The sequence below is a fragment of the Streptomyces sp. SYP-A7185 genome (genome assembly GCF_046103685.1).
Classification (GTDB): Bacteria; Actinomycetota; Actinomycetes; order Streptomycetales; family Streptomycetaceae; genus Streptomyces.
The window spans coordinates 2,998,480-3,020,561 of the sequence record NZ_CP122310.1 but is presented as its reverse complement, the minus strand read 5'-3'; the positions used below and the strand labels follow the sequence as shown (position 1 = coordinate 3,020,561).

Genomic DNA, 22,082 nt, shown 5'->3' with positions numbered 1-22,082 from the left:
GTCCGCAGGGTGGACGGGGATTGGCCGGTAGCGGTGCCCCGTAGCTAACCTGCCCGTATGGCCCTAGGCACTGCTTCCACCAGATCTGATCGCGCACGCACCGTGCGCGACATGCTCGCGACCGGCAAGACGACGTACTCGTTCGAGTTCTCCGCGCCGAAGACCGCGAAGGGCGAGCGGAACCTGTGGAACGCCCTGCGCAGGGTCGAGGCGGTGGCCCCCAGCTTCGTCTCCGTCACGTACGGAGCGGGCGGGTCGACGCGTGCGGGCACGGTCAAGGAAACGCAGCAGATCGTCGCCGACTCCACGCTCACGCCGGTCGCCCACCTCACCGCGGTCGACCACTCCGTGGCCGAGCTGCGCAACATCATCGGGCAGTACGCGGACGCGGGCATCAGGAACATGCTCGCGGTCCGCGGAGACCCGCCCGGCGACCCCCTCGCCGACTGGGTCAAGCACCCCGAGGGCCTCACGTACGCCGCCGAACTGGTCCGGCTCATCAAGGAGTCGGGCGACTTCTGCGTGGGCGTCGCCGCCTTCCCCGCGATGCACCCGCGCTCGGAGGACTGGGACAACGACGTCCGGCACTTCGTCGACAAGTGCCGCGCCGGCGCCGACTACGCGATCACACAGATGTTCTTCTATCCGGAGGAGTATCTGCGCCTTCGTGACCGGGTCGAGGCCGCGGGCTGTTCGACTCCGATCATCCCGGAGATCATGCCGGTGACGAACGTGCGGATGCTGGAGCGGCTGCCCCAGCTCAGCAACGCTTCCTTCCCTCCGGCGCTCAAAGAGCGCATCCTCACAGCCAAAGACGATCCGGCGGCTGTACGCTCCATTGGCATCGAGTTCGCGACGGAGTTCTGCGCGCGGCTGCTGGACGAGGGTGTGCCGGGGCTGCACTTCATCACGCTGAACAACTCCACGGCGACGCTGGAAATTTACGAGAATCTGGGCCTGCATCACCCGCAGGCCTGACCGGCCGTACCCCTGGGGGCGGCGGCCGCGGGGAGAGGGGCGTACATGGGCTGGACGGTCCTCTACATCGCGTTCGGATGCGTCGCGCTGTGGCTGCTGGGCGAGGTGCTGCTCCAGTACAAGGCGCGGCTGCGCTGGCGGCTGCTCGCCTTCGGCGGCTTCCTCGGCGTGGTCATCGGCGTGCTGCTGCCGTCGGTGCTCGTCATCGGCGCCGGCGCGATCGCCTTCGCCACGGGGCAGACGTACGTGACGCTGTCCTTCCGGCGCGGCTTCTCGACCGGCTGGGCGCTCGGCGGCCAGCCCGGCCTGAGCAAGCGCCGCAAGTCGCCGCGGGGCGCGGGGGCCGCCCAGGACCCGACGCTCCAGGTCTCCGACCTGGAGTACGAGGACGCGGGCCCGGCCGGGCCGCCGCCCGAGACCGACCCCGGCACGGGGGTCTACGCGCCGGAGCCGCTGCCCGACGACACCGGGCAGTACGGCGTCTACAGCGACACGGCCTACGCACAGCAGCAGGCGGCCACCGCGGACAACGGCTACGGCTATGACACGTACGCCGCCGCGGGCTACGACCCCCAGCAGCCGTACGCGTACGGCGAGACGGGGCAGCAGCAGTACGCCGCGTACTCCGACCCGTACATCGGGACGCAGTCGTACGGCGGCCAGCAGAGCTACGACGCCTACGGCGACCAGCAGCAGTACGCCCCCTACCCGCCCGCCGACCCCTACGGCGGCAACGCCGGGACGTACCAGGAGACGCCGCCCGGCGGGGTCTGGGTGCCCCAGCAGCGCAGCGTCGAGGACCCCTACGGGCAGTACGGCGAGTACGGCGGCGAGCTGCCGCCCGAGCAGCCCTACCCCTACCAGGGCGAGCAGCCCCAGGGGAACGGCTACGACGCGGGCTACAACGAGCAGTACCGCTACTGACGACGAGCGGTACCGGCAGGGGAGAGCGGAGGCCCGCGGCGCGTCGGCGCCGCGGGCCTCCGCCGCTCACTGCGAGCCCCGGAAGTCCGGCCCTTCCACGATGAGTCCGGCGACCAGCGTGCCGGACATGCCCGCGTGCGGAAGGCCGCCGCCGGGGTGCGCCCAGCCGCCGGCCGCGAAGAGCCCGGGCAGGCGCGTGCTGTTGGCCGGGTGGAGCAGCCGTCCCCCGCCCGCCGCGAGCGACGGGGGCGGGACCGCGCCGCCGTCCGCGCCGGTGGCCTCCGCGATGTCGGCGGGGGTGCGGACCTCGTGCCACAGGAGGCGCTCCCGGAGGCCGGGCACGACGGCCTCGGCCCGGTCCAGCAACCGCTGCACGTCGGCTTCGGCGACCTCCGCGTACGCGGGCACCGTCACCGTCAGCGTGACCGCCTCGTGCCCGGCGTCGGGCGTGAGCGCGGGGTCGGCCGGGCGCAGCACCGTGAGGGTGGGGGCCGGGCAGAGCCCGGGGCGGCTTCCGAAGAGCCGGTCGAGCTCGTCCCCGCGGTCGGCGGCATGCAGCACCGTGCGGTGCGGCGTGCCGTCGGGGCGCGGGCCGCGCAGCGCGAGGAAGACCGTGAGCCGGCTGGGAAGTCCGGAGCGGGGCTGGACCTCACCCTCCGCCCGTATGTTCACACCGGATCCACCGGGCATCTCGGATACACCGGACAGCAAGCCGTCCAGTGCGCCGGGCGCGACACCGGCGACCACGAAGTCCGCCTCCCGCGCCGAGCCGTCCGCCAGTTCGACGCCGGCCGCGCGGCCGTCCTTCTCGACGATCCGGGTGACGGGGGAGTCGAACGCGAACTCGACCCGCCGGGCGAGGCACCGCTCGTACACCGCACGGGCGAGCGCGCGCATCCCGCCGCTCACGGACCAGGCGCCGAAGGTGTGCTCCAGGTACGGCAGGACGGCCGCGCTCGCCGGGGTCGTCCGGGGGTCGAGGCCCCACGCGAGGGCGTACTGCTCCAGGAGGGCCAGGAGGCGGGTGTCACCGCCCAGTTCGAGCTCGCCGGCCTCGGTGAGGGTGCTCGCGCGCCGCTCGCGCCGCAGGAGGCGCTTGTGCGCCACCGCGGGGTAGGGCTCGCGCTCGGCCAGGACCTGCCAGTTCGGCCACAGGGGCTCCTCCAGGAGGGGCCTGCGGGTACGGTCCCACGCCTCGCGGGCGCGGTTCATGTACGCCGACCAGCGGGCGCCCGCGCCGCTGCCGAGCGCCGCGTCCAGGGCCTCGCCGACGCCCGCGCGTGAGGCGTTCGGCAGATCGGCCGTCGTGCCGTCCGCGAAGACGTGCCGCACGGCGGGCTCCACCTGGGAGAGCTCGACGCACTTCTCCAGGGGTTCCTTGCCCGTCTTGACGAACAAGTCGCGGTAGACCGCGGGGAGGTGCAGGAGGCCCGGGCCGGTGTCGAAGGCGAAGCCGTCCCGCTCGACGCCGCCGAGCGCGCCGCCGTACGTCCCCGACCGCTCGTGGACCACCACCCGGTGGCCCGCGACGGCCAGCCGGGCGGCCGCCGCCATCGCGCCCATCCCGGCGCCGATCACCACAATCCGTGCCATGCCAGGGACTTTATCGGCCACCACCGACAGCGCCGCCGGGAGCCCTCGGCCGGGAGCCTTCCGCCGGGTGCCTCAGTCCGGTGGCCGTCCGCCGTGCCGGGGGTCTCAGTCCGGTGGCCGTCCGCCGTGGGCCGCGAGCTGCTTCTCCTCGCGCCGCTGTGCCCTGCGCCGCCGGAACCGCCGGATCCGCGAGATCAGGAAGTACAGCATGAGCAGGCCGAGCAGCAGCAGGACGGCCGCGATGATCGCCGCGGCCTCCGGATAGAACATCGCGAAGCTGACGATCCCGCCCACCCCGAGGTCCTCCGCCGTGCTCACCGCGATGTTGCTGAACGGCTCCGGCGAGGTGTTGATCGCCATCCGCGTGCCGGCCTTCACGAAGTGACTGGCCAGCGCCGTCGAACCGCCCACCGCGCCCGCAGCCAGATCGGAGAGCGAACCGCTCTGCCCGGCGAGCAGCGCGCCGACCACCGCGCCGGACACCGGCCGGATCACGGTGTGCGCCGTGTCCCACACCGAGTCGACGTAAGGGATCTTGTCGGCGACCGCCTCGCAGAGGAAGAGCACCCCGGCGGCGATCAGCACATCAGGACGTTGCAGCGACTCGGGCACCTCGTCGGTGATCCCGGTCGCGCCGAAGACGCCGAGCAGCAGGACCACCGCGTACGCGTTGATCCCGCTGGCCCAGCCGCTGGTGAACACCAGGGGGAGTACCGACACGGACGCGATCGTAACCAGTCGGGAACTTCCCGGCCTGGGGATGAGCACCCAGGTCTGAGTATCCGTACCTAGTGATGGAGATGAGTACCCGCGCGGATGGGGCCCGACCTGCACAGACGGAAGAGTGTGGGGCACGGAGAAGGGCGCGGCGCCGGCACCGCCGACACGGGGCGGCGGAACGGCGCGGCGCCCTTTACCGCTCCTCCCGCCCGATGACGGCGGGAGTGAGACGCGGGGAGACGGACGGTGTCTCGGGGAATGACCGCCCGAGGGGCCGAACGGGGGACGACGGGGGACGCGAGAAGCGCCGGCCCGGTCCCGCCTGGAGATCAGGCGGGACCGGGCCGGCGTCGTGCCGTTGCCGGCGCGGGCCCCGGCGTCCGTGGGCCGGGGCGGCTCAGCGGCCGCCGCTCACCCGGCCCTGGAGCAGCCGTGAGAGCGCCGAGTGCACGTCGTCCAGGGAGCGCTCCGGCTGGAAGGCCTGCCAGTCCAGGGCGGCCACCAGGACCATCCCGACGAGCGCGGCGGCCGTCAGGGGGATGTCGATCTCCTCGCTGAGCTCGCCGTTCTCCACGCCCGCGCGCAGCACGTCCTCGACGACCGCGACCGCCTGCTGCCTGACCACCATCAGGGTGGACTGCCAGGCGCGGTTGGTGCGCCACAGCTCGGCGACGTACAGCTGGGTGAAGGCCGGGTAGCGGTCGATGAAGACCAGACCCGCCCTGATCATCGCGTCCAGGGCGTCGACCTGGCTGCCGCCACCGCCCGCCGCCTTCTCGGACGCCTCCTTCAGGGAGGCGGTGAGCAGGCCGACGCCGTGCCGCAGCAGCTCCTCGAAGAGGACCGACTTGCTCGCGAAGTTGTAGTAGACCGTGCCTTTCGCGACCCCGGCCCGCTCGGCGATCTCGTCGACCGTCGTGGCCGAGAAGCCCTGCTCCGCGATGAGCGTGACGGCCGCCTCGTAGAGCTTCTGCCGGGTGGCCTCACGCCGGGTGCTGGTTGCGCTGCTGTCCATGCGCCCGATTCTCACAGGTCTTGGCGCCCCTACAGGCGTGGTTGCCGGTCTCACAGGCTCAGCTCCGGGTGCAGCCGGTCCAGCGTCCACACCTGCTTGCGGCGCGCGGAGAGCGCGGTGAGCGCGAGGGCGCCCGCCGTGAAGGCCGTGAGCACCACGCACGCCTGCCAGACGGGGCCGAGGCCGCCGCCCGTGATGAGCCTGCGCAGGGCGTCGACGACGTAACTCATCGGCAGGAAGGGGTGGATCGCGCCGAAGAAGGACGGGCTCGTCTGGACCGGGTACGTGCCGCCGGCCGAGGTCAGCTGGAGCATCAGGACCGCGAGGACGAGGATGCGCCCCGCCGCCCCGAAGCGGGCGTTCAGCCACTGCACGATCGCCGCGAAGCAGCACGTCACCAGGCAGAGGAAGCCCACCGTCCCGGCGGCCCGCGCCATCTGGAGGCCAAGGCCCCAGTGCAGGACCGACATCAGGGCCGCCGTCTGGAGCACGCCGAGCGCGGCGACCGGCAGCCACCCCGCGAACGCGATCCGCCAGGCGGACGCCCCCGCGGCGAGCGCGCGCCGGTTGAGCGGCTGGATCAGCATGTACGCCACCATCGCGCCCACCCACAGGGAGAGCGGGATGAAGTACGGGGCGAAGCCCGTGCCGTAGTTGGGCGCCTTGTGCATCGACTGGGAGGCGAGCTGGACCGGGTCGGCCATCACGTCGGTGCGCTGGTCGCGGTCCTTCTTGCCGTAGTCGGGGATCTTCTTGACGCCGTCGTGCAGACCGCCGGACAGCTTCCCGGAGCCGTCGGCCAGCTTGAACATGCCGCCCTTGAGGTCGGTCGCGCCCGTCTCCAGCTTGCCGATGCCCGTGTCGAGGTCGTCGGCGCCGGTCTTGGCGGTGCCGAGGCCCGTGTGCAGCTTCTTGGCGCCCTTGGCGACCTTGCCCGCGCCCTCGTTGAGGTCGTTGATCTGGGTGACGGCCGTGTTCAGGTCCTCGTCGAGGTGGGGCGCGCGCTCGGCGAGCGCCCGCGACTTCTTCTCCAGCGTGGCGAGGTGCTTGTCGAGCTTCTTGACGTCGCTGTTCTGGTCCTCGACCACGGTGTTCATGTCGTCCGCGATCGTCGACACGTTCTCGGCGGCCGTCTTGGCCTCCTTGAGCCGGGGGCAGGCGGGGTCGGGCACCGGGAGGTCCACGCAGCGCTCGGTGTAGAGGCCGCCGATGGTCTCGGAGCCCTTCTCGGCGCCTTCGGCCGCCACGGGGGCGAGCTTGACCCAGGTGCCCAGATCGTGGCGCAGGGCCTTGGAGGAGTCGGCGACGAGCTTGGCGGTGTCCCCGATGGTCTTGCCGTTGTCCTTCAGGAAGGGCCGCACCTGGTCCGCGGTGCCGTTGACCTTGTCGGCCAGCTTCTGGGTGCCGTCCGAGACCTTCTTCGAACCGTCCTGGAGGTCACCGGCGCCCTTGTCGAGCTTCTTGATGCCTCCGGCCAGGTCGCTGCTGCCCTTCTTGGCGTCCTTGAGGCCGGTCACGAGCTTCTTGGAGCCCTTCTTGGCCTCGCCTATGCCGCTGTCGAGCTTGTCGGCGCCCTTGGCGGCCTTCTCGGTCGCCCCGTGGATGTCGGAGAACGAGATGAAGATCTTGTCGAGGAAGGAGCGCGAGGCCTTGGTGGAGGCCGCGGTGCGCACCTCGGAGAAGACCGTCCGGGAGATCTGCCCGACGATGTAGTTGTTGGCGTCGTTCGTGCGGACCTGGAGGGCGCCGGTCTCCGGGGAGTCGCCCGAGCTCGACGCGACGCGCTCGCTGAAGTCGGAGGGCATCCGCAGGGACAGGTAGTACGTCCCGTCCTCGACGCCCTTGCGGGCCTCGGCCGAGCTCACCTCGTGCCAGTCGAAGGTCTTGCTGTCCCGGAGGCCGTCCACGATGCCGTCGCCCACCGCGAGCTTCTTGCCCGCGGCCGTGGCCCCCTTGTCGTCGTTGACCAGCGCCACGGGGATGCGGTCGAGACGGCCGTACGGGTCCCAGAACGAGCAGAGGTACAGCGCGCCGTACAGCAGGGGCAGCAGCAGGAGCGCGACGAGTGCCGCGCGCGGCAGCTTCCCCCTGCCGAAGCGCCTGAGCTCAAGCGCGGCGAGCTTCGGCGAGCGCATCGGCCGTCTCCTTGTCGTCGTTGCCGGGGGCATCCGGGCTGTCTGGGCTGTCGGGGCTGTCGGGGCTGTCGGGGCTGTCTGGGCTGTCGGCGCTGTTGGCGCCGTCGGGGTCTTCCGAGGTGCCCGAGGTGTTCGAGGTGTCCGATTGGTTCGAGTCGCGGTCCGTGGACACGGCGACGGCGTCCTGAGGGGCTTCGTTGCACACGGCCACGACGGTGATGCCGCTCTGTGCGAGAGACCGCAGCAGGGCCCAGGCCTCGTCCCGTTCGGCGTCCGACAGCTTGAGGTCGACGTCGTCGACGCCCAGCAGCCGCGGCCGCCCGATCAGGGCCAGGGCGATGGAGAGCCGCAGCACTTCGAGGCGCTCCAGGTCACGTACGGAGGTCCTGCGCCCCTTGGGCAGCGACTCCAGGTCGAGTCCGGCGTCCCGCAGGGCGGTGTCGATCCGCAGCCGGGTCTCCGTGGTCCGCTCGGCGCGCGGCCTCAGCAGCCCCCGCAGCGAGCCCCCGAACCGCCGCTGGAGGAGCGCCCGTTCGTGCAGGTGCTCGGCGACGGTCAGCGCCGGATCGAGGTCCGTCACGCCGGGCACGGGCCCGAGCGCGCTGATCCGGCGGACCGCGGCGAGCTGCTTGGGCAGCCGGAAGTCCCCCACCGAGGCCTCGCCCTCCGTGGGGCGCATCCGCCCGGTGAGCGCGAGCAGCAGACAGGTGCGGCCCGAGCCCGACGCCCCCTCGACCGCGATCAGCGATCCCGGCCCGGCCTCGATCCCGACCCCGCGGAACGCCCAGCCCCGCGGCCCCTTGAGTCCGAACTCCCGTGCGGTGACGGCGACTCCCCGCGTGCCGTCCTGCGGCCCGTCCACAGTTCCCCCTCGCGCCTTCTTTTGAACTGACTGGTCAGTGCAAAAACTAACGCGAACCCGCGATCGGGGCAAAGTCGCAGGTCAGAGCCGATTGTCAGTGGCGTACTACACGATGTGCACATACGGCCACAGAGCCGTTACGCGACGACAGGAGGTTCGTCATGGCCAGCACGTCCGCAGCAGCCGCACGTCGGCACCGCCCCGTCGGCCCCGCACCCTCACTCACCGGCCCCGCGAGCGACGTCCACCCCGTGCTGCGCCGGGCTGGCGCGCCGCCCGCCGCTCTCGAACTGCTCGCCCAGGCCCGCGCCGGCATCGACGAGGCCACGCACCTGGAGACCCCGAACGACCGCTATGCCACGGCCCACCTCGCGGCCCTGCGCACCGCCGCCGCGGTCCTCGCCGCCCGCGGCCGGCCCGAGCCGACCCCGCGACGCAGGCAGCGGATCCGGAGCGCCTGGGAAGTGCTCCCCGAGATAGCCCCCGAACTGACCGAGTGGAGCGCCCTCTTCGCCTCCGGCGCGGCGCGCAGGGCCCGCGCGGAGGCGGGCATCCAGGGCGCGGCCACGACCCGGGACGCGGACGACCTGCTGCGCGACGTCGGGATGTTCTTACGCCTGGTCGAGCGGATGCTGGTGCTCCAGCCCGTGCTGCCCCAGCCCAGGCAGGAGCCGCCGGACGCGACCCGGGAGGGGTGACGGGGCAGCCGCCCGAAGGCAATAGGGTGGGAGCGCCCGAACCCCCCTCCTCGCCGTGCGAGCAGACAGGGGGAATCCCCTAGCTCCGCCGCCGACGCGCGGTGGACGCGCCGAGGAGTCAACTGCCGTGTCGGACCCGATGCGCCCCCGCGCTTCTCTCCGTACCGCCGTGGTCTGGGAGGTCCTCAAGGACGCCCTGGACCGCCGGGTCAAGGCCACGGGCCGGGAGTCACACTCCCTCGACGTGCTCGACACCGGCGGCGGCAGCGGAAACTTCGCCGTGCCCGTCGCCCGGCTCGGCCATCGCGTCACCGTCGTCGACCCCAGCCCGAACGCCCTCTTCGCGCTGGAGCGCCGGGCCGCCGAGGCGGGCGTGGCCGACCGGGTGCGCGGCGTCCAGGGCGACGTGCACGGCCTCTTCGACGTCGTGGAGCGCGCCGGGTTCGACGCCGTCCTGTGCCACGGCGTCCTGGAGTACGTGGACGACCCCGCCGAGGGCGTGCGCAACGCGGTCGGCGCGCTGCGGCCCTCCGGCACCCTCAGCCTGCTCGCCGCGGGCCTCGGCGGAGCCGTGCTCGCCAGGGCGCTCGCCGGGCACTTCACCGAGGCCCGGCAGGCGCTCGACGACCCGGCGGGGCGCTGGGGCGAGGGTGACCCGGTGCCCCGGCGCTTCACCGCCGACCAGCTCACCGGGCTCGTCGAGGGCGCGGGCGTGCGGGTCGACGCCGTGCACGGCGTGCGGGTCTTCGCCGACCTGGTCCCCGGGGTCCTCGTGGACACCGAGCCGGGCGCCATGGAGGCCCTCCTGAAGCTGGAGGCGGCCGCCGCCGAGCTCCCCGCCTTCCACTCCGTGGCCACCCAGTTGCATGTGCTCGGTGAGACCCGGGATGCCGAAGAGGCCTGATGACGGGCACGGCCGCCCCGCTGATCAGCGGCGCAGCCGCACATGGAGTACGGCACACACCCCCCGAACGGGCTATGGGCGCCGTATGATCGAGGCAGACCGTCCGGCATGCCGGACCGGCCGCTGGGGAATGCAGCCTTCAGTGAGCCGGAGCGGCAGGGTGGTCCGGTTTGGCGAAGTTGGCGCAGAGGGGCGGGTTTCACGGGGGCGATTCCCTGCCTATCCTGAAGGGGACCCCCGGTCGCCCCGGCGACTGCACGATGAGGAGGACTCCGTGCCGCTCTCGGAGCACGAGCAGCGCATGCTCGAGCAAATGGAGCGAGCGCTGTACGCCGAAGATCCCAAGTTCGCGACAGCGCTCGAGGGAAGCGGGCTGCGTACGTACACCCGGCGACGGGTCTACCAAGCGGTCGCGGGCTTCCTTGTGGGTATCGCCCTTCTCATGGCCGGAATGGTCGCCCAGCAGATCTGGGTGAGCGTGGTGGGATTCCTCGTCATGCTGGGATGTGCGGTGCTCGCCGTCACCGGATGGCGCAAGGCGCCCAAACCAGGTGAACAACCGGCCGCAGGTACGCCCACGGCACCGGGCACCGCCCCGTCCCGTCGGCAGACCAGGCAGCGCCGCTCGATGATGGACCGGATCGAGCAGCGCTGGCAGCGCCGCCGCGACGAACAGGGCCAGTGAGTCTCCGGCTGCTTCCAGCAAGCGGCCCGACAGCCCTCAGCCGCCGGTCTCACCGAGACCGGCGGCTGACGTGTGCGCGGACATGGTTTCCGGACGTGTTCTCGGGCCGGTACTCACCTGTACTGGGACGCCCGCTCCGCCGCCTGATCGGACGCGTACGTAAGGGGTGACCGCCCAGGCGGCCACCCCTTACGCGCGCTCAGCCCTCCTGCTGTGACGGCTGGGCCGGCGCCGGCCGGGACGGCCTCCGCAGGGTCGCCCGCCGCCGGGCGACCCGATCGGCCCAGCGCGTCTTGAACGCCGTCCAGCGGTCCGAGACCGCCCACACCACCCGAGCGGCCGAACGCGGGGCGAGTGTCGCCCGCAGCCGGGCCGGGCGGCTCACCGCGGCCTCCAGACCGGCGGACACCCGGCGCACGTCGTCGGCCAGGCCCGCCACCGGCTGAGGCCGTGGCGCGTAAAGCACCTGCTCGACGGCGGCGGCCAGCCGGTGGACGGACTCCGCGGGCGCCGCCGTGAGCTCGCCGACACGCACGATCCGGGCCGCGGCCTTGCGCGGGGTCTGCGAGTCGTCCGGCGCGATCCCGTGGTCCCAGGCCGTGTCGGTCACCTCGAGCCAGGCCGCGAGGGTCCGCGCGGTCGCGTCCGCCTCCGTACGGCCCGCCGAGCCGAGGCGCACCGCACGCAGCCGCCTGCGCCACAGCATCGGCAGCAAGGGCAGGGCGATGACCACCAGGGCCCCCAGGGCCACGGTCACGATCATGCCGATCGGCGGTCCGTCGCCGCCCGAGCCGCCCGCGATCGCCGGGGCCGAGCTCGCGCAGCCGCCCTGCTTCTGCTGGTCGGGCGGGCAGCTCGCGGAGGCCGACGGCTCGTCCGAAGGCGCCGTCGAGGTGCTCGGCTCGGGGGCCGCCGGGTCGCTCGCGCCGTCGGTCGGGGTGTCCGGGCGGGTGTAGTCCGGCACCGTGCCGCGGTTCGGGGTCGGCTCGAAGCGGGTCCAGCCCACGCCCTCGAAGTACAGCTCGGGCCAGGCGTGCGCGTCCCGCAGACCGACCGACATCGAACCGTCCGCCTGCGCGGCGCCGGGCGTGAAGCCCACCGCGACGCGCGCCGGGATGTCCAGCGTCCGCGCCATCGAGGCCATCGCGAACGAGAAGTGGACGCAGAACCCTTCCTTCTGCTCCAGGAAGCGGGCGATCGCCGCCGGGCCGCTGCCCGCGCGCACCTGCGTGTTGTAGGTGAAGCCGCCCTCCGAGGCGAACCAGTCCTGGAGCTTCACCGCCTTCTCGTAGTCGTTCGAAGTGCCCTTGGTGATGCGGCGGGCCTCGGAGGCCACCACGGAGGGCAGGGTGTCGGGCACCTTGGTGAACTCGTCCGCGAGCTGCTTGGGCGGCGCGGCCGCGTTCGCGAGCTGCTCGGCCGTGGGCTGCACGACGAGGCTCTTGACCTCGTACTGCGCGCCGCGCGTCGTCTGCCCGCGGTCACCCACCAGGGCGCGCCCCACCGGCTCGTACCGCCAGCGGCCGTTGATCTTCACCTCGCTGGCCGGGTAGGGCATCGGCAGCCAGTTCTGCGCGTAGTCCTTGGCGGCCGCGATGTTCGTCTGGATCTCGGTCCTGGGGACGTCGGGGTAGAGCCCGGGCGGGTCCTCCAGGCGTGGCGGCACGTCGTCGATGCTGCGGACGGTGGTCTTCCAGGTCGTGCCGTCGAACTGGTCCAGGGAGACGATCCGCAGATAGAGGTTGTCGGTCTGCTTGGCGTTCGTCTTGTACGAGATGACCTCGCGGTCGTCCGGTTCGTTCAGGCTGTCCTGGAGGGCGACCAGCGGATTGACCGCGGAGATCGTGCCGCCCCCGCCGGTGCCCGAGCCCCCGGCACCGCCCGAACCGTTCAGGAGCCCGCCGTCCAGGGCGGGCAGGGCGAGCGGCACCACCAGGGCGATGCCCAGGGCCACCGCGCCGATGCGCCGCCCGGTGCGGACGGGTGCGATGGCGCCGCCGTCGGTCTCCAGGCCCCCGGAGATCCGGCCGGGCGCGCGCGCCGAGCCGCCGAAGACGCGCCCCCACTGGGAGAGCCGGTCCCGGCCCTCCGCCAGGAGCAGCAGCAGATAGCCGGCGGCCGCGAGCAGGAACCACAGCCACCCGGCGCCGTCCCCGGAGAGCCCGGCGGCGACCGAGTACAGCGCGAGCAGCGGCAGCCCCGCGGGCGCCGCCGTACGGAACGTCACCGCGAGGGCGTCCACCGCCAGGCCGATCACGAGGACGCCGCCGACCAGCATCAGCCGGATGCCGTCACTGAGCGGCGCCGGAATCGCGTACTGCCCGACGTCGTTGCCGCCCGCCTCCAGGAGCAGTCCGAACTCCCGGATCACGTCGGGGCCCGGCAGCACCCCGCCGATCGCCTGCTCGCGCGCGAAGACCAGCGTCAGGAGCAGCAGCGTCACCAGGGCCTGCACCCCGACCGTGACCGGCCGGGCCAGCGGCACCCGCCGGGTGAGCGCTCCCACGCCGCTCTGGAGCGCGAGCAGGATCGCCGCCTGGACGAACCACGTCGCCGGATCGACCAGCGGCAGCAGCGCCCCGGCCGCCATCAGCGTCGCCGCCGTGGCGCAGAGCGCGAGTCGCGCGCGCCCACTCATGTGCGTCCCCCTGTTGTCGTCCCGGTCGTCCCGGTCGTCCCACCGGACGGGCCCCCGCTCATGCCCAGCCCCCGGTCGTCGTCCCCGCGGCCGGAGCCGGGCCCGTGCTCGCCCGCAGATGGTCCGCCTGGCGCCACAGGTCCACCAGGGCGACCCCCGGCGGTACCGCCACGGCCGTCCAGCCCGCCTCGCGCAGCATCCGCACCCGCTCGTCGCCGGGGCCCGGAGGCCCGCCGGCGGCCTGGGACCAGGCCGTGCTGTCCAGGACGAAGGCGACCGCGGCCCCGCTGCGCTGGCGCATCTTGGCCGCCACCGTCGCCTGCTCCTCGTCGAGGTCGCCGAAGAAGGCGATCAGCAGGCCTTCGTTGCCCCCGCGCAGCACGTCGTACGCGGGGGAGAGCCCCGCGCCGTCCGAGTGGTCGATCACCGCGAGGGTGTCCATCATCAGTCCCGCCGCGTCCGCCGACTCCTGGCTCGCGCCCGCGAAGCCGTCCGCGCCCTCGCCGGGCACGGAGTTGCCGGTGTCGGTCAGGAGCCGGACCGAGAAGCCCCGTTCCAGCATGTGCACCAGGGCGGACGCCGTGCCCGAGACCGCCCACTCGAAGGCCGAGTCCGGCCCCGCGCCCCGGAAGGCGTGCGCCCGGGTGTCCAGGAGCACCGTGCAGCGGGCCCGCTGCGGCTGCTCCTCGCGGCGGACCATCAGCTCGCCGTAGCGAGCCGTGGAGCGCCAGTGGACGCGGCGCAGGTCGTCGCCGTGGCGGTAGCCCCGCGGGATCACGTCGTCCTCGCCCGCGAGGGCCAGCGAACGGTTGCGCCCGTCGCCGTACCCCTTGGCCTCGCCGGTCAGGCGCACCGGAGGCAGCGCCTCCACCCGCGGGATGACCGTCAGGGTGTCGTACGTGGAGAAGGAGCGGGTCAGTTCGCACATGCCGAACGGGTCCGTCAGGCGCAGTTGGAGCGGACCCAGCGGATAGCGCCCCCGCAGGTCCGAGCGGACGCGGTAGGACACCTCGCGGCGGCCGCCCGCCTCCACCCGGTCGAGGACGAACCGGGGCCGGGGCCCCAGGACGTAGGGCACCCGGTCCTGGAGCATCAGGAGGCCCGTGGGCAGGCGCGAGACGTTGTCCATCCGCAGGTGGACGCGCGCCTCCGAACTGGCGGGCACGCGCGCGGGGGAGAGCCTGCGGCTGCCCGCGACGCGGTAGCGGGTGCGGTAGAGCACCGTGGCGCACACCAGCGGCAGGACGGCGAGCAGCAGCCCGACCCGGAGCAGGTCACTCTGGCCGAGGACGTACGCGCAGACGGCGGCGGCGATCCCGGCGGCGAGGAACGAGCGCCCGCGTGTGGTCAGTCCCGCCAGGGCGGTCCGCAGACCGCCCTTGCCCTCCTCGGCCTGTGTCGGCTGCGGCCCCCCGGCCGCCATCACAGCCTCCGGGCGCCGGGCGGCTGCTGATTGAAGTACCCGCTGTTCGGCTGCACGGTGGCCGCCGGGACGGGCGTGCGCTGGAGGATCTCCAGGACGACCGACTCGGCCGTACGCCGGTTGAGCTGGGCCTGGGCCGTCGGCAGCAGCCGGTGCGCGAGCACCGCAACGGCCAGGGCCTGGACGTCGTCCGGAAGGGCGAACTCCCGGCCGCTGAGGGCCGCGGAGGCCTTGGCCGCCCGCAGCAGGTGCAGCGTCGCGCGCGGCGACGCCCCGAGTCTCAGGTCCGGGTGGTTGCGGGTCGCCCCCACCAGGTCCACGGCGTACCGGCGGACGGCGTCGGCGACGTGGACCGTGCGGACCGCGTCGATGAGCTTCACGATGTCGTGCGCGTGCGCCACCGGCTGGAGGTCGTCGAGGGGCGAGACACCGCCGTGCACGTCCAGCATCTGGAGCTCGGCCTCCGCGTTCGGATAACCGATCGAGACGCGCGCCATGAAGCGGTCGCGCTGCGCCTCGGGCAGCGGATAGGTGCCCTCCATCTCGACGGGGTTCTGCGTCGCCACCACCATGAAGGGGCTGGGCAGTTCGTAGGTCTGCCCGTCGATGGTGACCTGGCGCTCCTCCATGGACTCCAGGAGCGCGGACTGCGTCTTGGGGGACGCGCGGTTGATCTCGTCGCCGATCACGATCTGCGCGAAGATCGCGCCGGGCTTGAACTCGAAGTCCCGGCGCTGCTGGTCGAAGATCGACACACCCGTGATGTCCGACGGCAGCAGGTCGGGCGTGAACTGGATGCGCCGCACGGAGCAGTCGATGGACCGTGCCAGCGCCTTGGCGAGCATGGTCTTGCCCACGCCCGGTACATCCTCGATCAGCAGGTGCCCCTCGGCGAGGAGCACGGTCAGCGAAAGCCGTACGACCTCTGGCTTGCCCTCGATCACACCCTCGACCGACCTGCGGACACGCTCCGCCGTTGCGGTCAGATCAGTGAGGCTCGCTCGATCGTCATAGGTCGTCACCCGGCCCTCCTCGGACACGTTCTCCGGGCCGACGCATGTGTGTGCGGCCCGGCCCACCCCGAATCACGGACACCACGCACGAATCGTTCAGCGTGGTGCCCACCCCGCATTCTTGTTGGGCATACCGGGTTGTGTCACTCGCCCGCGGATAACTGGCGGCGATATGTCGGTGCTTGCGGGCTTTTGCCGGTCGGACCGTACCGGAAAGGTACGGTCCGGAGCCCGTCACCCAGGGTCGATCTCCCGCAGCAGACCGGTGGTCACATCGAAGACGAATCCGCGCACATCGTCGGTGTGCAGCAGGAACGGCGAGGTCCGTACCCGCTGCATCGACTGCCGCACGTCCTGGTCGACGTCACGGAAGGCCTCCACCGCCCAGGCGGGCCGCTGGCCGACCTCGAGCTCCAGCTCGTGCCGGAACTCCTCGGTCAGGCTCTCCAGGCCGCAGCTGGTGTGGTGGATCAGTACGACGCTGCGGGTGCCGAGGGCGCGCTGGCTGATCGTCAGGGAGCGGATGACGTCGTCGGTGACCACACCGCCCGCGTTGCGGATGGTGTGGCAGTCGCCCAGTTCGAGACCGAGCGCGTCGTGAAGGTCCAGGCGGGCGTCCATGCAGGCGACGACGGCCACGCCGAGCACGGGGCGGGCGTCCATGCCGGGGTCGGTGAAGCCGGAGGCATAGCGCTGGTTCGCCTCGACGAGACGGTCCGTGACGGTGCCGGCGGCTATGTCACCGCTCGGCTCTGCGGGGATGTGGCCCGTAGGGGATGCGGAAGTCGACATGCCTATGACGTTAGTCGGCACTGATCGCGGGGGCCCGCTGTGAGAAGGGACAAAGAACGTCAATGAGTCTTGTTGTGAGCTAACCCACAAAGGTCCGGCGCCTACGGCCGAACGGGTGACGAGGCGCGTTCCGCGGCTCGTCACGGGTTCGTCGGCGGCTCGTGGGGGACCCGCCCGCGACGCGCAGGCCAGTTGATTGACCGGGCGACAGGGTGGACTAAAGTGACGCGAAGTGGGAGGGCCGTGACCTGCTCCCCGCTGGACAGTTCACACCGGGGATTTTCCGAATCCCCCCGCGTGCGCGGTGCGTACGCACGGCTCGGCCTCCTCCCGCTCCCGGTCGGCTGACGCCACTTCCCCGGCGCCAGCAGGCCATTCCCCTTCCCGAGCGGGCGGGGACCCGGCCGTGCGCACGTCTCGCCGCGCCGGATCTGAGAGGGCCCTTTGAGCCAGACCCGACACGTCCCGGTGATGCTCCAGCGATGCCTGGACCTGTTGGCCCCCGCGCTCGCGGAGCCCGGCGCGGTCGTCGTCGACTGCACCCTCGGACTCGGCGGCCACAGCGAGGCGCTGCTCTCCACCTTCCCCGCGGCCCGCCTCATCGGCCTGGACCGCGACAAGGAGGCGCTGCGGCTCTCCGCGGAGCGGCTGGCCCCCTTCGGCGACCGGGCCGAACTGGTGCACGCCGTCTACGACGAACTGCCCGAGGTGCTCGACCGGCTCGGCATCGCCAAGGTGCAGGGCGTCCTGTTCGACCTCGGCGTCTCCTCGATGCAACTGGACGAGGCCGACCGCGGTTTCGCCTACGCGCAGGACGCGCCCCTGGACATGCGCATGGACCAGACGACCGGCGTCAGCGCCGCCGAGGTCCTCAACACCTACGCACCGGGCGAACTGGTGCGGATCCTGCGCCAGTACGGCGAGGAGAAGCAGGCCAAGCGGATCGTGAGCGCCGTGGTGCGCGAGCGCGAGAAGGAGCCGTTCAGCAACAGCGCACGGCTCGTCGAGCTGATCCGCGACTCCCTGCCGCAGGCCGCCAAGCGCACCGGCGGCAACCCCGCCAAACGCACCTTCCAGGCCCTGCGCATCGAGGTCAACGGCGAGCTGAGCGTCCTGGAGGCGGCCGTCCCGGCCGCCGTGAAGGCGCTCGCCGTCGGCGGCCGCATCGCCGTCCTGTCGTACCACTCGCTGGAGGACCGGCTGGTCAAGCAGGTGTTCGCGGCCGGTGCCACGACGACGGCGCCGCCCGGCCTGCCCATCGTCCCCGAGCGCTACCAGCCCCGGCTCAAGCTGCTCACCCGCGGTGCCGAACTCCCCACCGAGGAAGAGGTCGCCGAGAACCGCCGGGCCGCCCCGGCACGGCTGCGGGGTGCGCAGCGCATCCGCGAGGAGACCCCGTGAAGCGCGCCCGCCGGGAGGACCCGTGAACGGCGTCCCTGAGGAGGCCCCATGAGCAAGAAGCCCGAGCTGCGGGGGAGGGCCGCCCGGCTCGCCCGGCTGCTGCCCTCGGGGCCGAGCCAGGCCGCGCGCACGCCGTTCGTGCTGCTCGTCGTGCTGCTGCTCGGCGGCGGCCTGATCACGCTGCTCATCCTGAACTCCTCGCTCAACGAAGGCTCGTTCCAGCTGAGCGAGCTCAAGAAGGAGACGACGGAGCTCACGGACCAGGAGCAGGAGCTCCAGCGGGACGTGGACGCCTACGCGGCCCCCGATGCCCTCCAGCGCCGCGCCCGTGAGCTCGGCATGGTGCCGGGCGGCGGCCCGGCCTTCCTGAACCCGGACGGCACCGTGCGCGGCGTCCCCGGAGCCGCCGAGCAGTCCTCCGCCCTGGCGCCCGAGCCGCGCCCCCAGGAGGTGGCGTCCCCGGCGCCCTCGGTCTCTCTGCCGGTGACGCCGTCCCCCGCACCGGTCCCGGCGTCCCCCGCGCCCTCCGCCACGCCCCCGGAAGCCCTTCCCACGCCCGAACTCCCCGCGACGCCCGGCCCCACGACCTCCGGCAGGTGACGTAAGTGACGGACCGCCAACCCCCGCGACGCAGGGTCCCGGGTCCCGCGCGGCCCTCGCGCCCCGCCCGCCCCGGCGAACAGCGCCGCCCGTCCGGCGGGCCCCGCCCCGCCGCCCGCCGCCCGCGCCCCGCCGCCGGGCACCGGCCCCGCACCATCCGGCTGGGCAGCCCGCGCCCCCGGCTGCGCATGGTGAGCCTCGGCCTGACCCTGGTGATGCTGGCCTTCGTCGTACGCCTCCTTCAGGTGCAGGCGGTCGACGCGAGCGTGTACACGACCAAGGCCGAGAAGAACCGCTACTTCAGCCATGTCCTGACCGCCGAGCGCGGCGGCATCACCGACCGCAGCGGCGTCGAGCTGGCCGCCAGCGTGGACGCGTACGACATCACGGCCGACCCCACGATGTTCACCGCGAAGGAGATGGGCATCAAGGACGGGCCCGAGCAGGCCGCCGCGCTCCTCGCCCCGATCCTCGACAAGGACGTCGGCAGGCTCACCGAGCAGCTCAAGACCCCCAAGACGCGGTACGTCCTGCTGGCCCGCCGCCAGACCCCGGCGGTCTGGAAGCAGATCAAGGACCTGCGCGGCGCGCTCGCCGACAAGGAGCAGACCGACGAGAAGAGCGCCAACGTCCTCGCCGGCGTCTTCCAGGACCCCAGCAGCAAGCGCGTGTACCCGAACGACAACCTGGGCGCCGGGATACTGGGCTGGGTCAACGCCGAGGGCAAGGGCGCGGGCGGCCTGGAGCAGCAGCTCGACAAGGAGCTCGCGGGCAAGGACGGCAAGATCAGGTACGCCCAGTCCGGCGGCCACCAGGTGCCCACCGCGGGGAGCACGGAGACGCCCGCCGTGCCCGGCTCCGACGTCGAGCTGACGATCGACCGCGACATCCAGTGGGCCGCCCAGAACGCCATCACCGAGCAGGTGGAGAAGTCCAAGGCGGACCGCGGCTACGTGATAGTGCAGGACAACAAGACCGGCGAGATCCTCGCGATGGCCAACGCCCCGGGCTTCGACCCGAACGACCTCTCGCAGGCCGACGGCACGGCCCTGGGCAACGCCTCGCTCCAGGACGCCTTCGAGCCCGGTTCGACCGCCAAGATCATGTCGATGGCCGCCGTCCTGGAGGAGAACGCCGCCACGCCCGGCACGCACGTGACGGTCCCCAACCGGCTGCACCGCGGCGACCGGCTCTTCCAGGACGACATCGACCACCCGACCTGGCACCTCACGCTCAACGGCGTGCTCGCCAAGTCCAGCAACATCGGCACGATCCTGGCCACCGGCGAGCTGGGCAAGACCCAGCGGGAGGCCAACCGGTCGCTCTACTCGTACCTGCGCAAGTTCGGCATCGGCAAGGAGACCGGGCTCGGCTTCCCCGGCGAGACCTCCGGCATCTTCGCGCCGCCGGACAAGTGGTCCACCTCGCAGCAGTACACGATCCCGTTCGGCCAGGGCTTCTCGATCAACGCGATGCAGGCGGCCTCCGTCTACTCGACCATCGCCAACGACGGCGTACGCGTCGAGCCCACGCTGGTGCGCGGCACCAAGGGCCCCGACGGCCGCTTCACGCCGGCGGCCAAGCCCAAGAAGACCCGCGTGGTGAGCGCCAAGACGGCCAAGACGGTGTCACGGATGCTGGAGTCCGTCGTCGACGACGAAGAGGGCACGGGCACCAAGGCCCGCATCCCCGGCTACCGGGTCGCGGGCAAGACCGGTACGGCCAACCGGGTCGACCCGGAGACCGGCCGGTACAAGGGCTACACCTCGTCGTTCGCCGGGTTCGCGCCCGCCGACAAGCCGCGCGTCACCGTCTACTGCGCGATCCAGAACGCCACCAAGGGCAGTTACTTCGGCGGCCAGATCTGCGGCCCCATCTACAAGGAAGTCATGCAGTTCGCCCTCAAGACGCTCCAGGTCCCGCCCACCGGCAAGGGCCCGGCCCGTCTGCCCGTCACTTTCGAACCCTGAGCCCCACCAGGACAAACCCGTGACAACGATCACTCCGCGGCCGGGGAACCACCCCCCGCCACACCGCCCGCCCACCCGTCTCCCACCACCACCCTTGCCCGACCGCGCTCCGCGCGAGGCACCCCTTTTTGGCCCAACGACGGCTGAGCCCGGTACGCTCACCGCCGTGCCACACGCTGATCAGTCCCAAACCACCCAGAAGGGCGTTCCCGTGACATATCCGGGACCGCCGCGACCGGTCCAGGTCTCCGCGACCCCGCTCGACAGGATCGCCGATCAGCTGGGCGTCGCCGCCCCGGGCGCGGGGGAGGTCAGCGGCATCACGCACGACTCCCGCGCGGTCCGGCCCGGCGACATCTACGCCGCCCTGCCCGGCGCCCGGCTGCACGGCGCCGACTTCGTCGCCCAGGCGGCCGACCTCGGCGCCGCCGCGATCCTCACCGACCCGACGGGCGCCGAGCGCGCGGCCGTCACGGGGCTGCCGCTCCTGGTCGTCGACGATCCGCGCGGCGTCATGGGCGAGCTCGCGGCCACCGTCTACGGCCATCCGGGCCGCGATCTGCTCCAGATCGGCATCACCGGCACGTCCGGCAAGACCACCACGGCGTACCTCGTCGAGGGCGGTCTCAAGGGCGTCCGGTCGACCGGCCTCATCGGCACGGTCGAGATGCGCATCGGCGACGAGCGGATCAAGTCCGAGCGGACGACCCCCGAGGCGACCGACCTCCAGGCGCTGTTCGCGGTGATGCGCGAACGCGGCGTCGAGGCCGTCGCCATGGAGGTCTCCAGCCACGCCCTCGTGCTCGGCCGGGTGGACGGCTGCGTCTTCGACGTCGCCGTCTTCAACAACCTCTCGCCGGAGCACATGGAGTTCCACTCCGACATGGAGGACTACTTCCAGGCCAAGGCGCAGCTGTTCACCAAACAGCGCTCCAGGGTCGGCGTGGTCAACTTCGACGACGAGTACGGGCGCCGGCTCATCGACGAGTCCGAGGTCCCCGTCACGACCTTCTCCGCCGAGGGGCACCCCGACGCCGACTGGCGCGCGGAGGGTGTCGAGGTCACGCCGTTCGACTCCACGTTCGTCGCGGTCGGCCCGCAGGGCGAGCGGATCACCGCCAAGTCCCCGCTGGCCGGGCCGTTCAACGTCGCCAACACGCTCTCCGCGATCGTCTCGCTGGCCGTGGCGGGCATCGACCCGCAGCAGGCCGCCGACGGCATCGGCGCGGTGGCGGGCGTCCCGGGCCGCCTGGAGCGCATCGACGCGGGCCAGCCCTACCTCGCGGTCGTCGACTACGCCCACAAGACGGACGCCGTCGAATCGGTCCTGCGCGCCCTGCGCAAGGTCACCGAGAACAAGCTGCACATCGTCCTCGGCTGCGGCGGCGACCGGGACAAGACCAAGCGGATGCCGATGGGCGCCGCGGCGGCGCGGCTCGCCGACACCGCCGTACTGACCTCCGACAACCCCCGCGGCGAGGATCCCCTCGCGATTCTCGCCACGATGCTCGCGGGCGCCGCCGACGTGCCGTCGCACGAGCGCGGTGACGTCGCCGTCTTCGAGGACCGTGCCGCCGCCATCCGCGCGGCCGTCGCCCGGGCCCAGCCCGGCGACACCGTGCTCGTCGCCGGCAAGGGGCACGAGCAGGGACAGGACATCGCCGGGGTGGTGCGTCCCTTCGACGACCGCCAGGTACTTCGCGAAGCAATCCAGCAAACCCAGGGATGAAT

Annotated in this window: 18 protein-coding genes; 9 read left to right on the top strand and 9 right to left on the bottom strand. The window is 72.5% G+C overall.

Annotation, left to right across the window (positions count from 1 at the left end; translation table 11 throughout):
* Positions 1–57: 57 nt before the first annotated feature.
* Positions 58–978 (top strand): methylenetetrahydrofolate reductase [NAD(P)H], encoded by a 921-nt coding sequence (metF, locus tag QBL25_RS13280; protein WP_409057246.1) that lies wholly within the window; start codon positions 58–60, stop codon positions 976–978.
* Between the two features lie 45 nt (positions 979–1,023).
* Positions 1,024–1,902: a hypothetical protein gene (locus tag QBL25_RS13275; protein ID WP_409057245.1), complete on the top strand. Its 879-nt coding sequence runs from the start codon at positions 1,024–1,026 to the stop codon at positions 1,900–1,902.
* A 66-nt stretch (positions 1,903–1,968) separates the two neighbouring features.
* On the opposite strand, the gene QBL25_RS13270 is transcribed toward QBL25_RS13275, so the two are convergent.
* The 5 genes from QBL25_RS13270 to QBL25_RS13250 form a co-directional block, all read right to left on the bottom strand.
* Positions 1,969–3,495 (bottom strand): phytoene desaturase family protein, encoded by a 1,527-nt coding sequence (locus tag QBL25_RS13270; protein WP_409057244.1) that lies wholly within the window; start codon positions 3,493–3,495, stop codon positions 1,969–1,971.
* Positions 3,496–3,600: 105 nt separating this feature from the next.
* A complete protein-coding gene (locus QBL25_RS13265) occupies positions 3,601–4,215 on the bottom strand; it encodes a DUF4126 domain-containing protein (RefSeq protein WP_409057243.1) in 615 nt (204 codons plus the stop codon).
* A 397-nt stretch (positions 4,216–4,612) separates the two neighbouring features.
* A complete protein-coding gene (locus QBL25_RS13260; RefSeq protein WP_409057242.1) occupies positions 4,613–5,230 on the bottom strand; it encodes a TetR/AcrR family transcriptional regulator in 618 nt (205 codons plus the stop codon).
* A gap of 50 nt (positions 5,231–5,280) precedes the next feature.
* Positions 5,281–7,365 (bottom strand): YhgE/Pip family protein, encoded by a 2,085-nt coding sequence (locus QBL25_RS13255; RefSeq protein WP_409057241.1) that lies wholly within the window; start codon positions 7,363–7,365, stop codon positions 5,281–5,283.
* Positions 7,337–8,227 carry an ATP-binding cassette domain-containing protein gene (locus QBL25_RS13250; RefSeq protein ID WP_409057240.1) on the bottom strand — a complete coding sequence of 297 codons (891 nt, stop codon included), beginning with the start codon at positions 8,225–8,227 and terminating at the stop codon, positions 7,337–7,339. Before QBL25_RS13250 ends, QBL25_RS13255 begins: the two co-directional genes overlap by 29 nt.
* Before the next feature lie 161 nt (positions 8,228–8,388).
* Here QBL25_RS13250 and QBL25_RS13245 point away from each other — a divergent pair, with 161 nt between their 5' ends.
* From QBL25_RS13245 to QBL25_RS13235, 3 genes are all read left to right on the top strand, one after another.
* Positions 8,389–8,925, top strand: coding sequence for an SAV_6107 family HEPN domain-containing protein (locus tag QBL25_RS13245; protein WP_409057239.1), 537 nt, complete (start codon positions 8,389–8,391; stop codon positions 8,923–8,925).
* A 127-nt stretch (positions 8,926–9,052) separates the two neighbouring features.
* Positions 9,053–9,829 (top strand): methyltransferase, encoded by a 777-nt coding sequence (locus tag QBL25_RS13240; protein ID WP_409057238.1) that lies wholly within the window; start codon positions 9,053–9,055, stop codon positions 9,827–9,829.
* A gap of 274 nt (positions 9,830–10,103) precedes the next feature.
* A complete protein-coding gene (locus tag QBL25_RS13235; protein ID WP_409057237.1) occupies positions 10,104–10,514 on the top strand; it encodes a DUF3040 domain-containing protein in 411 nt (136 codons plus the stop codon).
* 199 nt (positions 10,515–10,713) lie between these two features.
* Here the strand turns inward: QBL25_RS13235 and QBL25_RS13230 are convergent, their stop codons facing one another.
* The 4 genes from QBL25_RS13230 to QBL25_RS13215 form a co-directional block, all read right to left on the bottom strand.
* Positions 10,714–13,152, bottom strand: a complete 2,439-nt coding sequence (locus tag QBL25_RS13230; protein ID WP_409057236.1) for a DUF3488 and DUF4129 domain-containing transglutaminase family protein — start codon at positions 13,150–13,152, stop codon at positions 10,714–10,716.
* Between the two features lie 58 nt (positions 13,153–13,210).
* Positions 13,211–14,575, bottom strand: a complete 1,365-nt coding sequence (locus tag QBL25_RS13225) for a DUF58 domain-containing protein (RefSeq protein ID WP_409057235.1) — start codon at positions 14,573–14,575, stop codon at positions 13,211–13,213.
* Positions 14,575–15,597 carry an AAA family ATPase gene (locus QBL25_RS13220; protein ID WP_409057234.1) on the bottom strand — a complete coding sequence of 341 codons (1,023 nt, stop codon included), beginning with the start codon at positions 15,595–15,597 and terminating at the stop codon, positions 14,575–14,577. Before QBL25_RS13220 ends, QBL25_RS13225 begins: the two co-directional genes overlap by 1 nt.
* A 225-nt stretch (positions 15,598–15,822) precedes the next feature.
* Positions 15,823–16,443 carry a beta-class carbonic anhydrase gene (locus tag QBL25_RS13215; RefSeq protein ID WP_409057233.1) on the bottom strand — a complete coding sequence of 207 codons (621 nt, stop codon included), beginning with the start codon at positions 16,441–16,443 and terminating at the stop codon, positions 15,823–15,825.
* 381 nt (positions 16,444–16,824) lie between these two features.
* Between QBL25_RS13215 and rsmH the strand changes: the two genes are divergently transcribed.
* The 4 genes from rsmH to QBL25_RS13195 all read left to right on the top strand — a co-directional run bounded on the left by rsmH (position 16,825) and on the right by QBL25_RS13195 (position 22,080).
* Positions 16,825–17,781 (top strand): 16S rRNA (cytosine(1402)-N(4))-methyltransferase RsmH, encoded by a 957-nt coding sequence (gene rsmH / locus QBL25_RS13210; RefSeq protein ID WP_409057232.1) that lies wholly within the window; start codon positions 16,825–16,827, stop codon positions 17,779–17,781.
* Between the two features lie 48 nt (positions 17,782–17,829).
* The gene (locus QBL25_RS13205) at positions 17,830–18,381 is read left to right on the top strand and encodes a cell division protein FtsL (RefSeq protein WP_409057231.1); all 552 of its coding nucleotides are present in this window, start codon (positions 17,830–17,832) and stop codon (positions 18,379–18,381) included.
* Between the two features lie 5 nt (positions 18,382–18,386).
* Entirely contained in the window at positions 18,387–20,351 is a 1,965-nt protein-coding gene (locus QBL25_RS13200; protein WP_409057230.1) for a peptidoglycan D,D-transpeptidase FtsI family protein, read from the top strand.
* 94 nt (positions 20,352–20,445) lie between these two features.
* Positions 20,446–22,080, top strand: a complete 1,635-nt coding sequence (locus QBL25_RS13195; protein ID WP_409057229.1) for a UDP-N-acetylmuramoyl-L-alanyl-D-glutamate--2,6-diaminopimelate ligase — start codon at positions 20,446–20,448, stop codon at positions 22,078–22,080.
* The last annotated feature ends 2 nt before the right edge of the window (positions 22,081–22,082 follow it).